Annotated in this window: 12 protein-coding genes; 5 read left to right on the forward strand and 7 right to left on the reverse strand. The window is 45.9% G+C overall.

Annotated elements, in window-relative coordinates; translation table 11 throughout:
• Window positions 1-14: 14 nt before the first annotated feature.
• The 3 genes from G9U52_RS00180 to G9U52_RS00190 are packed head-to-tail and all read right to left on the reverse strand — an operon-like array spanning window position 15 to window position 4,546.
• Window positions 15-2,642, reverse strand: a complete 2,628-nt coding sequence (locus G9U52_RS00180) for a winged helix-turn-helix domain-containing protein (protein WP_166144407.1) — start codon at window positions 2,640-2,642, stop codon at window positions 15-17.
• A gap of 28 nt (window positions 2,643-2,670) precedes the next feature.
• Complete coding sequence (locus G9U52_RS00185) at window positions 2,671-3,876, reverse strand: MGDG synthase family glycosyltransferase (protein ID WP_166144410.1); 1,206 nt, start codon at window positions 3,874-3,876, stop codon at window positions 2,671-2,673.
• A gap of 46 nt (window positions 3,877-3,922) precedes the next feature.
• Entirely contained in the window at window positions 3,923-4,546 is a 624-nt protein-coding gene (locus G9U52_RS00190) for a DedA family protein (protein ID WP_166144413.1), read from the reverse strand.
• 333 nt (window positions 4,547-4,879) lie between these two features.
• Here G9U52_RS00190 and G9U52_RS00195 point away from each other — a divergent pair, with 333 nt between their 5' ends.
• The 4 genes from G9U52_RS00195 to G9U52_RS00210 all read left to right on the forward strand — a co-directional run bounded on the left by G9U52_RS00195 (window position 4,880) and on the right by G9U52_RS00210 (window position 8,025).
• Window positions 4,880-5,035: a hypothetical protein gene (locus G9U52_RS00195; protein WP_166144416.1), complete on the forward strand. Its 156-nt coding sequence runs from the start codon at window positions 4,880-4,882 to the stop codon at window positions 5,033-5,035.
• On the forward strand, window positions 5,016-5,729 hold the full coding sequence (locus tag G9U52_RS00200; protein ID WP_166144419.1) for a 2OG-Fe(II) oxygenase: 714 nt from the start codon (window positions 5,016-5,018) through the stop codon (window positions 5,727-5,729). Before G9U52_RS00195 ends, G9U52_RS00200 begins: the two co-directional genes overlap by 20 nt.
• A gap of 121 nt (window positions 5,730-5,850) precedes the next feature.
• Window positions 5,851-6,441 (forward strand): hypothetical protein, encoded by a 591-nt coding sequence (locus tag G9U52_RS00205; protein WP_166144422.1) that lies wholly within the window; start codon window positions 5,851-5,853, stop codon window positions 6,439-6,441.
• Window positions 6,442-7,221: 780 nt separating this feature from the next.
• A complete protein-coding gene (locus G9U52_RS00210) occupies window positions 7,222-8,025 on the forward strand; it encodes a glycosyltransferase (protein ID WP_243767070.1) in 804 nt (267 codons plus the stop codon).
• Between the two features lie 46 nt (window positions 8,026-8,071).
• On the opposite strand, the gene G9U52_RS40730 is transcribed toward G9U52_RS00210, so the two are convergent.
• From G9U52_RS40730 to infC, 3 genes are all read right to left on the reverse strand, one after another.
• The gene (locus G9U52_RS40730) at window positions 8,072-8,197 is read right to left on the reverse strand and encodes a hypothetical protein (protein WP_279538521.1); all 126 of its coding nucleotides are present in this window, start codon (window positions 8,195-8,197) and stop codon (window positions 8,072-8,074) included.
• Between the two features lie 38 nt (window positions 8,198-8,235).
• Complete coding sequence (locus tag G9U52_RS00215; RefSeq protein ID WP_166144428.1) at window positions 8,236-12,051, reverse strand: fibronectin type III domain-containing protein; 3,816 nt, start codon at window positions 12,049-12,051, stop codon at window positions 8,236-8,238.
• A gap of 1,119 nt (window positions 12,052-13,170) precedes the next feature.
• Window positions 13,171-13,647 carry a translation initiation factor IF-3 gene (gene infC, locus G9U52_RS00220; protein WP_166144431.1) on the reverse strand — a complete coding sequence of 159 codons (477 nt, stop codon included), beginning with the start codon at window positions 13,645-13,647 and terminating at the stop codon, window positions 13,171-13,173.
• Between the two features lie 61 nt (window positions 13,648-13,708).
• Between infC and yxiS the strand changes: the two genes are divergently transcribed.
• A complete protein-coding gene (gene yxiS / locus G9U52_RS00225; protein WP_166144434.1) occupies window positions 13,709-14,023 on the forward strand; it encodes a protein YxiS in 315 nt (104 codons plus the stop codon).
• A gap of 15 nt (window positions 14,024-14,038) precedes the next feature.
• On the opposite strand, the gene G9U52_RS00230 is transcribed toward yxiS, so the two are convergent.
• Window positions 14,039-14,893 carry an AraC family transcriptional regulator gene (locus tag G9U52_RS00230; protein ID WP_166144437.1) on the reverse strand — a complete coding sequence of 285 codons (855 nt, stop codon included), beginning with the start codon at window positions 14,891-14,893 and terminating at the stop codon, window positions 14,039-14,041.
• Window positions 14,894-15,048: the final 155 nt, after the last annotated feature.

Here is a 15,048-nt window from a genome sequence, read left to right on the forward strand (position 1 = left end):
ATTAAGAGGGTAGGCTACAACAGACCCAACTCACGTGCACGCGCTACAGCTTCGGTGCGCCTCTGGACCTGTAGTTTGCCAAAGATATTCTGATTGTGCCCTTTGACCGAGCTCAACGCGAGGAAAAGCCGCTCACTAATCTCACGATTCGAGAGCCCTTGGGCAATGAGCTGGAGCACGGTTAACTCGCGCTCACTCAATGGCGCGATAAGGGTCTTGGCAGGTGGGGCCGGGCGCAGACCAGATTCGCATTCAGCCAGCAGCTTACTTATATAGTCTGGCATCCTCCCATGAGCAGCTGCTTCAGACAATAGCCCCACCATCCGAATACCTTCATCGACAAATATACGGATGAAGCCACCCGGCTCTGCCAACAACAGCGCCTCACCTAGCAGTTGAACAGCCCTGTCCATATCGCCATGCTCATGGAGAGCTACCGCCTGCAGAACTATAACCTTGAGCCGTGCATCCTCCCAGCCCTTTGCCTCCGCTTGCCGGCGCATTGGCTCTAGCACCGCAAGTGCCGCCGCCGTGTCTCCTTGAGCCAGATGTACCCGAGCCAGGCTGCCCGGGAGCTCGTGCGTCTGAGCCAGCTGAGCGGCGGCCGCCAGATTGCCCTGGCGAAGCAAAACAAGCACTTGTGTGGCAGCAACCTCAGGCATCTGATGCCTGAAGTTATGCTGGCGCACGAGCTGACTGGTCTTAGCCAGAGAAGCGGCCGCGTCGGCCACATCACCCTGGGCAAGCTTCAGACGGGCGAGAACTACCTCACAGGAAATGAATCTGTCCGTGTTCTCTATCTGGCGCGCCAGTTGGGCGCTTTGTTGCCCGTGCTGTAAAGCCGCATCCATCTCGTTCCTTTCGTAGCTTATACGGGCGAGGCCCAGATGCGCTTCACAGGCAACCGGCAGCGGCGGATCCCCTGCCAGCTGTAAGACGAGCCGGTACGTATCGACCGCCAGATCGAGTTGGTTATCTGCTTCCTGTAAGTTGCCCAGACCGATTGTAGCCATTATGGTGATGATGTTATGCCCAATCGCTTGGCTGATACCTATAGCTTCGGTATAGGCCTGGCTTGCTGCGGCACGGTCACCTTGGAGATGGTAGGCATACCCCAGCGTCCAGATCGTGGCAGTGCGGACGGGCAGGTTGTCGGTATGCAAATACTCCAGGGCACGGCGCGACTGGGTAATGATGGTTTCTACCTGATGCTGACTAACTGCCAAAGTGGCCCTTATGAGGGCAATATGTCCTACATGGTCTCGTGTCTTGTCGTTTAACTCAGCACCTTGAAGAGCTGCTTCAGCAGCTCTTAGTTTCTGTTCGACGCCGTTCAGTTTACCGGCAAATACTAACGCCGAGGCATACGCCACCCACAACGAGGGCCTAGCATCCAGTACCGCCGTCTGCAGCGACTCCAGCCAGTTCAGCACAGGAGCCGCTGCACCGCGAAAGTGCAGGGGCATCCCCTTTCCTTCAATCAGTCTCGTGGCCCGATCCACATCATTGGCAACAGCAGCATGGTGAAAAGCTTCAATCTCTAGATCATGGTTTTCATACCATATGCTGGCACGTTTGTGTAATTCAGCTACACCTCTCCCCTCATCCCCTTTAGACGAAGCAGTGGCCTGGTGCAGTCGCTGCCGCAGCAAATCAGCAAAGAGATGGTGATAGCGGTACCAATGCCTATCGTTGTCCAGGGAGACAATGAACAGGTTAGCGCGTTCGAGATATGCAAGGGTTTCTAGCCCGGAAGTTGAAGGATCGAGCAGAACGGCATCAGCAAGGGATCCGCACAGACGGTCGAGGATAGATGTGCACAACAAAAATGCATGAACGCTTTCGGATTGCTGTTGCAGAACTTCTTCAACCAGATAGTCCAGCACGAAATGGTGGTTACCATTGAAAGATTTAATGAAGCTGGTGGCGTCTTTATGTCCCTGTAATGAAATCGCTACTAATTGCAGACCTGCAATCCAGCCTTCCGTGCGGCTTTCAAGCAGGGCGATGTCTACTGGTGAAAGGTTTAGGCCCATCGCTTGGTTGAGAAATCCGGCGGCTTCGGAGGGGGTAAAACGCAAGTCTGTGCTGCGTAGTTCGGTCAATTCACCCCGGACGCGTAAGCGGGCTAAGGGTATAGATGGATCCTCACGGGTGGTGATGACCAGGTGCATCCGTGGTGGCAGGTGCTCGAGCAGAAAGGTGAGGACATCGTCAATTGATTTGGTCTCAATAACGTGGTAATCGTCAAGGACGAGAGTGAAATGGTCCGGAATGGTATTGATTTCATTGAGCAAGACCGTCAGAATCGTTTCTGTTGGCGGTGATAGAGGAGATTGGAGCACAGCAAACACACCTTTTCCAATATTCGCTGCAATCGTCTGCAGAGCAGCAACGAGGTATGTCAGAAAACGAGTTGGGTCGTTATCCCCTTCGTCCAGCGACAGCCAGGCGGCCGGTTGTCCGCAACCGGCGAGCCATTCACTGACCAGCGTCGTTTTACCAAAGCCGGCGGAGGCAGAGATGAGGGTCAGTTTGCGGTGAAGCCCCTCGTTAAGCCGCTCGCTCAGGCGAGGGCGGATTACAACGTTCGAACGAGGCGGGGGCATATAGAGTTTAGTGGATATAATTGGAATAGTCATAGACTCATTATACTAACCGCTTTTCTTTTCAGTCAACAGATGACAAAGCGACTGTTGCATTAGCATAGGTGAGTTGATTTTTTTCTCTTACCACCTTGTATCGACTCTTCGTCTCCAGTATGGCATTGAGCGTGTGAAGTGCTCTTTCTTTCAAATGGCTCAACCGTGCATTTCTTTTTAATTTCAAAAGAAGAGACTGATTCTGAATTACCTGTAGAAGCTGATTTTTCAAGTCAGCGGCGTTTTTGGCTTCCATCGCTGCCCCAAGACCGACAAGGTATGCTGCATTATCCTGCTCTTGACCGGGAATCGGTTTATATAACATCATTGGCAGCTCTAACGCTAATGCCTCTGATACCGTAAGGCCTCCCGGTTTCGTTACGATCAAATCGGATAAGGCCATAAGCTCATGTACATGATCCACAAATCCAGTGATAATTACGCGATGAGGAATGTTTGTTCCTTGCAGCTCGTCTTCAAGCCATTGCTTCAGCTTCTTATTGCGCCCGCACACAAAAATAAATTGCACAGGTGCAGAAAGCACTTTCTCTTGCAGAACGGACATTAGCTGCTTACCGATCAGGCCATGCCCACCCCCCATCACAAGTACCGTTGGCATCATTCGATCCAGATGATGTTTATCACGAAGCACGAGGCGGTCATACGTTAGGGTGAACGGCAGCCTGATTGGAATGCCAGTCACCACAATCCGATGCTCGGGAATGCGGTACCGCAGCAGCTTTTGCTTCACGTGCTCGGCACCAACCAAATATCGGTCCGTGCTCGGATGAATCCAGTAGCTGTGGTCTGTATAATCTGTCAAGACAGTAACCGTCGGAACCGAAGTCAAGCCGTTAGATTTCAGGTATGACATAGCCGCTGCAGCGCCTGGGAATGTGCTGACTACCTCTGTCGGATTGTGTTCGTGAAGAAGCTCTAACATCCTGTTGGTACTAAACGATCTCATACGTTTGAACCAATTTGATAATGTATTAACATCGCGAGTTTTGCTGTAAAGATAACCATAAACCGATGGAAGACTTTTTACCCATTGGATGTAGCAATATTTGCCAACCGAATGCAGGTATGGATGTGTCCATTCCAAAAAATCAACCACCTCCACTTCCACATCAGGACGATAGAACCTTGCTGCTTCAATTATGGCTTGTGCCGCTTTATTATGACCATCCCCCAGTGAGCCTGTAAGTATTAGCATCTTTTCTCTTTTAGCCATTATCAAGCTCCCTTCTAATGATCCTTGCACCATGCTCTAGCCCAGACTATTTAACAGATTTAGTTCGTCGTATCCAATTAATAATTGCTGTTTTATTTTGTTTAATGAGGCATCCTATCACCACTCCAACCACCAAGACAATAACAACTGCTAGAGAATATTGAGAAATAATGTGAAGCCATTCTTCTATTTTTTGGCCAAAAATTTTCCCTATCATTACATAAGTCAACACCCACAGCATTCCACCCATGTAGTTATAAAAGAAAAAAGTGCGTAACCGAATTCTTAGAATTCCAGATACATAGCCTGTGAAGTGTCGTAATCCAGGAATAAAGTAACTAACAAGTATCAATTTGTCACCATATTTATCGAACCATTTAGTAATTTTAACTAGCCGTTCTGGGTTTAGAAGAAAAAACCTTCCGTATTTTTCAAAGAACGGTGTGCCAAGCTTATATCCTAAATAATATGTGAGAGTTGTACCAACTATGGCTCCAAAATAGGAGTAAAAGATGATTAACGGGATACTAAGACTCCCCAGATTATTCATGTGACCGGATACAGCCATGGCCAGTTCTCCCGGAAAAGGCAAGGCCATAGATTCAGCAAATAATCCAAGAAATAAAACAAAATACCCATATTGTTCAAAAAGAGTGCTAATCCATTCCATTTCTTAAGCTCCTCAATAGCCACTATGTACCTTTATTTACTCAACCTAGTCTAGCTTAGCTTAAATAATCAATGCCCAGAACTGGCTAAGGTTTAGTTTTGTACTAGACTTTGGTCTTGGACGGCTAGCCTCCAATAGTTGCTTATAGAAAAAAACATGTCTTGAACAACCAGACATGTTTGGTGATTATATTGCAGCATTATCATCAAGACTGGCTCCTATTCATTTTCCTACAACACAAACGTTTTTATATTTCGTTTTCTTGCTGTTACATTCTAGAATGCGTACAAACATTTATTTCTGTGGTTATATTATGGGTGGAGGTGAACGAAAATGAGAAACAAAACTAATTTTCCGATCTATTGGACATACGTCGACGAGCTCATCGATTATTTGCAGGGTACAAGCAAATGCTTTATCTTCCCTTACGATTTTCATGGGCACGTTCTAGTTAAGGGAGGTTTTCAGCATGTCGTACCGTCTATCTGAACGCATAGCTGATCTGGATTGGGATTCGCTCCAGCAATCATTGGACATGCACGGGTATGCCAAAATTCCCACCTTGTTAAATAAACCAGAATGTAATGAAATTATCGCCACCTACGAAGTTCAAGACCATTTCCGAAGCACCATCGATATGGCTAGATACCGATTCGGGATCGGAGAGTACAAATATTACAACGCTCCCCTTCCGGATCTACTGCAACAACTGCGTGAAGGGTTTTACCCTGGTCTTGCCAAAACTGCCAACTGTTGGCTTGAACAATTGGGCTATGCTGCCGCATATCCGGCAAATCTGAAGGAGTTTCTGGATCATTGCCACGAAGAGGAACAGGCTCGTTCAACCCCATTGATTTTGAAATATGAGACAGGTGGATATAACTGTTTGCATCAAGATTTGTATGGGAACGTATATTTCCCCTTTCAGATCGTTATTGCCCTCAATCAAAAAGAAGATGATTTTACGGGTGGAGAGTTTCTACTAGTTGAGCAGAGGCCACGGGCGCAAAGCCAAGGTCACGTCCTCACGCTGGAACAAGGAGAAGGTCTTATATTCCCAACCAATCATCGACCGGTATTGGGAACGCGCGGCTATTATAAAACCACGCTCCGACACGGCGTTAGTACGGTTACGTCGGGGACAAGGTATAGTCTGGGGATTATTTTTCATGATGCTAAATAGAGGGATCAGACTCAAAGTAGACTGGTACGGATCCAAACACTTTTTTTCACTTTGAATAAGATGGAGTATGACTTACTTATTCTATCCATCTATTCTGTGTGTTAAGGAGGTTATGTTGACGATGCTAAAAAGAAAGGGATTACGCTTGCGCAAAATGGCCATACCCGAAGGTCCTCCCGCAACAGTCTCCTCGCTTCGGATTACAACCGGCAGAGCGCTTCGATTGTTTCAAAAAACCGCTTCGGATCGGGCTTTTGCACTTGCATTGGGAAGAGCAAACGCAGCAGGCCACGAGCAGGTGAGGCGACTCGTTCAGCCGCTCTATCAGGCAAGGATCGATGTTCTTGGATTAGATGGCTTTAATATTCGTTTCCGTAATCCGCAGCCAACCGATTCATTCGGTGTACTTCCTGCTACGATTCAGACCCGCAGAGCAAACGCTGGAGATTTAACGATCATCGCCCGGGTTGTCATTCCTCTCTACCGTGCTATCGTACAGGACAGAGCTTATGCTGCGCGTATCGTAAGAGCAGTAAATGCTCTCAATAATCCATCTCTCACCGCCATTGTTCGTGAGAAGATCAGCTCCGCCCGTCTTGTAAGCGTTCAAGCTGAACGTGTTCAGCCTTCGCCCGATTTCTTGTCCGACACTGGCTTTAGATTAACAATCCGCACAACTGGCACAGCTCGTTTCCTTGTGTCCTTAGTCTGAATCCCACATATTATGTCTTGCAAAGCATTGAACGTAACGTTTGGGTATCTATGAACCTCACTGCCTTAAGCCTGAAGGGTGGCCGCGACGCGGTTAGGCAGTGCAGGGTTATTTGCTGAATCGTCTTCTCCGAAACTCCTCTTGCAGACCAAGGACCGTAGATCCTCCGCGTAGATACGGTGTTATGGGAAGGGATACCCCCAAGTGTATGTAATTCCTCTACTGCTGCTCCATTTTCCTTTAAGTAACTATGTGTGTATTCGATATTCGGGCAATCCGTTCTCGTCTGTGGGCACGAACACCTGCCGCCCCCCAGCCAGTAATCTTTTGCAATAACCAATTTTTACATAGAAGCATAGCATACAGTGAAGAAACATTGACTCCTACCATACAAAGACTACATTGAAAGGACGGTTGCCCGTGACTAATTATCAAGTGGTATGGAAAGGTCCCGTACTAACCAAATCCGGAATTGGTACTGCGAGCAGGGAGTACGCTCTTGCACTGCACCGCCAAGGAGTTAACCTCGAGGTGATAACTCCACAGGATCGGTTAGTAAAACGATTCTCAAATCCACTTCGTTTAAGCCGGGGCACACAATCAAATTCAAAAATCCAAACCAAAGTTCTCATTTATCACGGCTCACCCCAGTCACTTGACTTCAATAAGGCGAGGAAGCAATATAAATATATCCTTCTTAACACGGTTTGGGAGACTACCCAAATACCTAATAATTGGTTTCCCCATATCAATCGGTATGATGCTGTATGCGTACCTTCTATGCAAAATTGGACTGCATTGAAAAACAGTGGTGTAAAAATCCCTGTATTCATCGTACCCCACGGAGTGAATACCCAAACGTTTTCACCTACTAATAAAAAATTATCTTTGCCCATCCCTAAAAATTCTTTCGTATTTGTCTCGGTATTTACTTTTCAGCATCGAAAAAATCCTGAAACGCTATTACGAGCCTACTGGGAAGAATTTTCTTCTAAAGATAGAGTAGCTCTAGTAATTAAAACAAAAGGATTTGGCGGGTATGAGACGGGGCAATGGATTAAAAATCGCATCAATGCCTACAAAAAGAAGCGGGGATTCCGCGTCGATACAGCACCTATTCATCTGCTAACCAATCATACAAGTCAACAAAAGCTAAAAGGAATCTATACTGCCGGGGATGTATTTGTACTTCCTACAAGAGGTGAAGGTGTGGGTCTTCCCTTCCTCGAAGCTTTATCCAGTGGCATTCCAGTTATTGCCACACGTTGGGGTGGCCACATGGACTTTCTTAAAGAACGTAATTCCTTTCTTATTAATTACGAATTGAAGCCAACAACATCCAGTATGAAACACTCCATATCCCGCAAATTCGATTATTTGTTCGCCCAAAAGGGACAGTGGTGGGCTGAACCGAGTTTGAGCCATTTAAAAAAACAAATGAGATACGCCTACAATCATCCGGATCTTTGTAGAAAGAAGGGGTTGCAGGGTCGTAAGGATATGCTTAACCACTCATGGGATCGAGCAGGACTCACCATGAAGAAAGTAGTTGAACAACTAATCCGAAAAAAAGAAGGTAAATAAACACATGAAAAAAATAACTCCTTTGGGTAGGGCTTTTTGAATAGCCCTACCAGAAACGGCAAATCATTTCTTCACCCGTAATGTTGCCCCAGCTATGGTTAATATTCCCTTCATGGTAGCATTCTATATTCATCATCCCGGAGGTTCTTGTGCCATAAGTAGCTTTGGCCATTCCGATATCGAAGCATTGGTTGCCGCTGGATTTTATCCCTAATTTGTTGAAATTTCAACCGAATTGCTGGCAGGTGAACTATTCCCCGCATCGTCTTTTGCTTTTACTGTCAAAGAGTACATATTTGGGGCCAACCCTAAAGCCGTATAATTAGTTGTGGTTGATGACCCTATATATACACCTCCATTAAAAATGTCATATTCGGTAACGCCTACGTTATCTGTTGAGGCTATCCAATGCAAGAGAATGGAGCTTCCTTCCACTTGCCCTCTAAAAGAGACAGGTACAGATGGGGATACGGTATCAGGGACATAGAGGCTACTGAGATTTTTATACCATGCGTCCGCAATTTTGCTATATCCGGCTTCATTGGGGTGTATGCCGTCAGCCAACTCATTGACTTGGATAACGTTGTACATATTTACAAATTTGATGTTTTCTCCATTTTGCTTATGGTTTTTTATAATACCAGGAATAAAAGGGTTGTAATGATCTAAAGACCTTTGGTTATATACCGGGTCTTCCATCGGTGTCAATGATGACGCAATGATCTGGACATTGGGTTTACTAGTAACGATCTTTGTAATCAATGCGTCTAACCTACCGGGTGCCGTGCCAATCGAATAGTTTTGAATCATGTCATTATGGCCAATTATCAGCAGGATAACATCAGGTTTATATTGGTCCATCCACGCTTCGACATTAGCATCAATTTGGTCGATCCTCCACCCCGAATGGCCTTCATGGTCATGGTCTCCTAAAGTAATGGGGCCATTGGACTGGGAACCCACAAAATTCACGTTGTAACCGTCCGCCAGCAGTTGGTTCCATAAACCAATTCGGTATCCACCTGGGAGGTTATATCCATCTGTCATGGAAGCACCGAGTGGCATAATGTTAAGTGCTGTCCTAACCGTATAATTGCCACTAAAGCTTGAAACATTCCCAGCACTATCTATTGCATTTATAGTTAAATTGTAGGTTGTGTTGGGAGATAAACCGGTTACTAAGTAGCTGTTTACATTCGATGTACCCAATAAAATCCCGTTGGTATAAATGCCATATTCGGATACCCCCACATTATCTGTAGAGGAAGTCCAAGCTAGTAGCATAGATTCATTGGTGAGTGTTGACGCCGCTATACCCGCCGGAACCGTTGGGGCTTGGGTATCTCCTCCTTGGCCTGGTGCAAAGTATATGGAATCGGCATACAACGTGCCCGACCCGTTTGTGGAAGTCCCCCTTAAGGAGGCAAAGACCCTAGCATAAGCCGTTTCCCCGGGCGTTACCCCATTCATTTCCATCAGGACGTAGCCAACAGTGTCTGTTGTTTGCTCATGGATGTGGGAGTCGAGCAAACTGTTCCCCGCATCGTAGTACTGGATGGATAGGCGGACTACGCCGCCCAAAAGATTGTGCACTTGGTATTGAGCACTCGCATGGTAATATACACTAGAGCCTACCGTCACTTGTTGGAAAACCGTAGCGGGGTTCCCATCACCAAGCGAACTACCGGTTATTTTTTGGGCTTTTAGCCCTTCATATACCGGGTTACTGACAACCTCCGTGACCATGGTAGTACCCGAGTCCTTATAGGCGATCCAATTGTCCGCCACCCCGTTGCTTCCTGTATATGCCTCAAATCCCCCGTTCACTAACAAATTGGCAGTGCGTGTCGACGCCGTAACAAGCGTACTAGCTGCAGATTTATTATTTGCCGCATCTTTCGCTTTTACGGTGAAGCTGTAAGCTGTATCGGCTGCCAAACCTGAAACGGTATATTCAGTGATTGCCACCGTCCCCAGCAGGCTGCTTCCATTGTAGATCTCGTACCCGGCCACCCCCACATTATCCGTGGAGCTTGCCCAAGTCAGCTTCAAGGATGTATCCGTAGTAGCACTTGCCGTCATACCTGTCGGTACTGTTGGGGCTTGGGCATCCACAGCTTGACCCGATCCATAGTACATGGAATCGACATAAATAGTGCCCGACCCGTTTGTGGAGGTCCCCCTTAAGGAAGCAAAGACACGGGCATAAGCCGTACCGGCTGGCGTGACCCCATCCTTTTCCACCAAAGCGTACCCAACAGTGATGGTGGTTTGTTCCTGTATGTGGGAATAAAGTAAATTATTCCCTGAGTCATAATACTGGATGGACAGGCGTACCAGACTGTTTGCTAGGCTCTGCACTTGGTATTGGCCACTCGCGTGATAAGGCTGGTTAGGGCCGATTGCAACCTGTTGGAAAATGGTAGCGGGGTTTCCCTCGCCAAGTGAACTGCCGGTTATTTTTTGTGCTTTCAGCCCTTCATATACGGGTGCGGTGGCGACTTCAGTAATCATAGCTGTGCCCGGATCATGGTAGGCCGTCCAGTTATCCGCGACCCCTTCGCTTCCGGTATATATCTCAAAGCCCCCATTGGCCAGTATATTGGCCATTCGCGTCGTGACTGAAAGTGGCACACTTGATGCCGACTTGTTATCTGCTGTATCTTTTGCTTTTACGGTGAAGCTGTAAGCCGTATTGGCTGCCAGCCCTGTAACGGTATAGTCGGGGGTCGCTGTCGTCCCCAGAAGGGTGCTACCCCTATAGACCTCGTACCCGGCCACTCCTACATTATCCGTAGAGTTTGCCCAAGATAGTTTCATCGCGATATCTGTAGTTGCACTTGCCACAATACTCGCAGGCACCGATGGGGCTAGCGTATCAACCTCAGGGTCTGCCGCAAAATACATGGAATCGACAAACACCGTACCCGATCCGTTTGTGGATGTCCCCCTTAAAGAGGCAAAAACCCGCGAATAAGCTGTACCGGCTGGCGTAACCCCGTTCTTCTCTACCAAAGTGTACCCAACAGTGGTCGTTGTTTGTTCTTGAATGTGGGAGGCGAGCAGACTGTTTGCCGCGTCGTAGTGCTGGATTGAGAGGCGAACCACCGCATTGGCCAGGCTTTGGACTTCGTATTGAGCACTAGCATGGTAAGGCATATTAGGGGTCGCCGCTACTTGTTGAAAAATAGTAGCGGGGTTGCCTTCACCAAGCGAGCTCCCTGTTATTTTCTGCGCTTTCAGACCCTCATAAACAGGCGAATTGGCTATCTCAGAGACCATGGTTGTGCCCGGATCATGGTAGGCCGTCCAGTTATCCGCAACCCCATCGCTTCCGGTATAGGTTTCAAAGCCCCCATTAGACAGTAAATTGGTCGTCAGTGTCGTGACTGAAACTGGCGCACTTGATGCCGATTTGTTGGCCGCTTCATCTTTCGCCTTTACGGTGAAGCTGTAGGTCGTATCGGCCTGCAGCCCTGAAACTGTGTAATCCGTAGTTCCAGCTGAGCCAATTAGGGTGTCACCACTAAAGACCTCATATCCGGCTATCCCAATGTTGTCCGTGGAGCTTGTCCATGCTAATCGGGCACTCTTGTCTGTTTTGTTCGTTAGCAATAGATTTGTGGGTGGACTAGGTGTAAGCGTATCCAAGATGATGATTGGGAGGGTTGTTATCGTAGCGGTATTACTCGGTATGGATATATTTCCTGAACCATCTCTTGCTTTTATATTAAACATGTAGGGTGTGTTCGGAGATAGACTGGCGATCGTGTAGGTAGTTCCGCTGACAGTTGTGAAATAATTCGAATTTTTATATACATCATAACTGACAACACCTATTTGATCAGTGGAAGAATTCCATGTTAGATTAGCTGTTGTATCTGTAAATGAAGGAACTGCTAGATTGGATGGAGAATTTGGCGGCATGAGGTCATCTGAAGCTAGGGAGTAAGGCACCCCAAATAAACTTAAAATAAAGTAATGTAGTATACTGAACAATAAAATTTTAGCCATTTTGTTTTTCATTAAATTTCCCTCCACTTTGTAAAAAATGTCTCGAAATTGATCGATATGCCAGCACCGAGTTACGACATGTTCATTAAAATTAATACATAAAATGAGGTATTTTAGTAATTTTTTAAGACATAATTACATAATATTTTAAATTATTTAAATATAATGTAATAATAGGGTGTCGAAATTAGATTAATTTGGAGAATCTTCTAAAGAATACTTTAGATAGTGATATATCCTTTAAAATGCACTCCGAATAGGTTTAAAAAACGCAAAGAAGCCGAGCTATGACAGCCTCGGCTTCCAGATGTATTAGTTTTCAAGCTTCCTCCTTTATCCGTAGGTTGGCCCATTCCTCAAGCTGAATCCGCTTAAACAATATTCTTCATTTCGGGCGCTGCACCCTTTAAGAAAAATACTTATCAATCAATTTTAAGCAATAAATTGATTGATAATACCAATAATGGGTTATAAGGTAACATAGACACTTTACAGGTACTGCCAGCATTCAACGTTCAGATGGTAGATTGTACCTGAATTACTGTTTTGAGCTGTAACACATCTTACAGAAGTATCTTACTTAAATATTCGTTATTATATCCGCCAACCTTTAGTTAACACCGTCAGCATCTTTGTATGTTATTTCAGTATTTACCTTTTCATCATTGAATCTCTGACTTTTTAACAGTTAGATAGACAATTTTGATATTAGGCTTTTTATTTGAAAATAACGAGAAAAGGGATGGTCTATATGCCGCGAAAAATACTTCGTAGTCAATCCGTACAGTATCCATTTACAGTCGAATTAAATGAAACAAGAGTTGTAACACGCGATGGAAAAGGCACTATTACTAATAGAATGAATGAATGGATTTTTGTGAAACTCGATAGAAACGACCAAACCATTAAGACTAATATCTTTTTGGTAGAACTTTTAGAGACCGCATAAAAGGAACCTTATAAGGATAGTGCAACCACAGGTGTTGTCTTCCAAACCATTAGTGAATATAAGCATAGAATAGCCCTTTTTCTTCGGGATCGAGGGCTTTTTTGTCTATGCAGCTTTAAGAAACTTTCCTTCTAGCATGGCCAGCGGGGTTCTTTAGACGAAGGGCTAGCAGTTATTCCGCTTCATAATAATGGATCGATTTGCACCGCAGCTTGCTTGCCGCTTATTTGAACGGCCGTTTTTCGGTTGCCAACCGTTTTTAAATCTCCCACTAACCTCTCCAGCAAGGCTTTAGCCTGTGGACCTTCCTTGCCTTGAATGCGAACCACCAGCAAGACAGCATCCCCAGCGATGAGCATCCGCTCTGCCTGCTGCTTTTTCGTTTCATAATCATGGTCTTCGATCTGTGGAGTGAAACGGAGCTCCTTCAATTTAGGGGCCTGTTCGCGTTTACGCTCCTGTTGGGCTGCTTGCTTAGCTGCTCCTGCTCTGATCAGCCTGCATGGTGGCGGGCTGCTCATCATGGATGTGCAAACAAGGTCAACCTTAAGCTTTTTCGCTAGTGCGAGCGCAGCCGTGGTGGACACTACCCCCAGATCCTCGCCATCCACCCCTGTTAGTTGAACCTCCAGGGCTTTAATTTTTTCATTCATGATCATTAGGCATCCACCTGAACTTTCGTTATAATGAATAGTAAACTATTGTGAAAGGAGATTAAGCATGAGCCAAAAAGAAATCGATGAAGAGATGATCCGTAATTACCAGCGTGACGAATCATTAATGGTACATATCTTCGCCCAGTGGTGTGTGAACCACGATCTCGACCCCGCCGAATTGTATCTTCGTGCCTATCCCGAGCAAGGAGCCAATGCGTCGTTACAGTATGCGCTTGACCTGATCGTGCCCAAGGAGGAAGCCGGCGATATTCCCGATCATACCTTATTAGGTGTACTGGAGCTATTCGGCAATGAGGATCTGGCTTTTATCGTCACTGAGGAGATCGATAAACGCAAGAAAAGGCTTAATTCGCTTTAGTCTTCCTATTCGCTTTCATGATTGCCGCTGCAGCTTGCGGTATTCATGCGGCGTCAGCTTTGTCAGCTTTTTGAACATCCGCCCGAAATGGGCAATGTTCTCGAAACCAACAGCATCCGCAATATCGATAATTTTACGGCCGGATTCGCGCAACAGCAGCTGCGCTTCGCGAATACGTGTCATATTGACGTATTCAATAAAGGTGAAGCCGGTAATCTCCTTAAATGTACGGCTCATATAATAAGGGCTCATGAAAAACTGCTCAGACATCCCGGTTAAGGTCATTGTTAGCGCATAGTTGCTGTTAATGTATTGGACGATTTCGGATATTTTCCGATGTAAAGGGCTTGCATGCTCGAACGGAGCTGCTTCATTGCGTTCCGCATAACGGCTCGAGAATAGCAGCAATTCTACAAGCAGCAGCTTAATGTAAGTCTCGTAGCCTGCCGCCTTCTCTTTCAGCTCCTTATCCATCTTATCCATCAACGTCTGTGTAAAAAGTTGTTCCTGCAGCTTCAAGCTGAGTACATGGGCAGGCAGGTCGAACACATTAAATAACGAGGGATGAAAAAGGGGTTGATCCTTATCGATGAATTTATCGCTGAAATTGATCACAATCCGTTCATGGCCCGGTTCACCCACATCTGACGTTTTATGCACATCATATTTATTAATAAACACGAGATCTCCTGGGGAAATCAAGTAAGAGCGATCCTTTATAAAGTAGTTTCGTTGCCCTGAAAGCAAATAATAAATTTCATAAGTCCCGTGGAAGTGGTTATTTCGTTCAAACAACTCGGTTCTTTTAATATGATGCATATAGAAATCACCTTCTTCGGATCCGTAGGTAAGTGAAACCGTCTCGCTCATTACCATTCACCGCCTTCCATTATTCTGGCTACTCCGTCCATTGTAGCAGAATCAGCGCTTTCATCATAGCAAGATACGCATACTTGTTAGCAAAATAGACAAAATAGGTAAAGATTATAATAGGTTTTTGCGTTATGATCGAGTTACTCAAATAT

The sequence above is a fragment of the Paenibacillus agricola genome, from assembly GCF_011440305.1.
In the GTDB taxonomy this organism is placed as follows: domain Bacteria; phylum Bacillota; class Bacilli; order Paenibacillales; family NBRC-103111; genus Paenibacillus_S; species Paenibacillus_S agricola.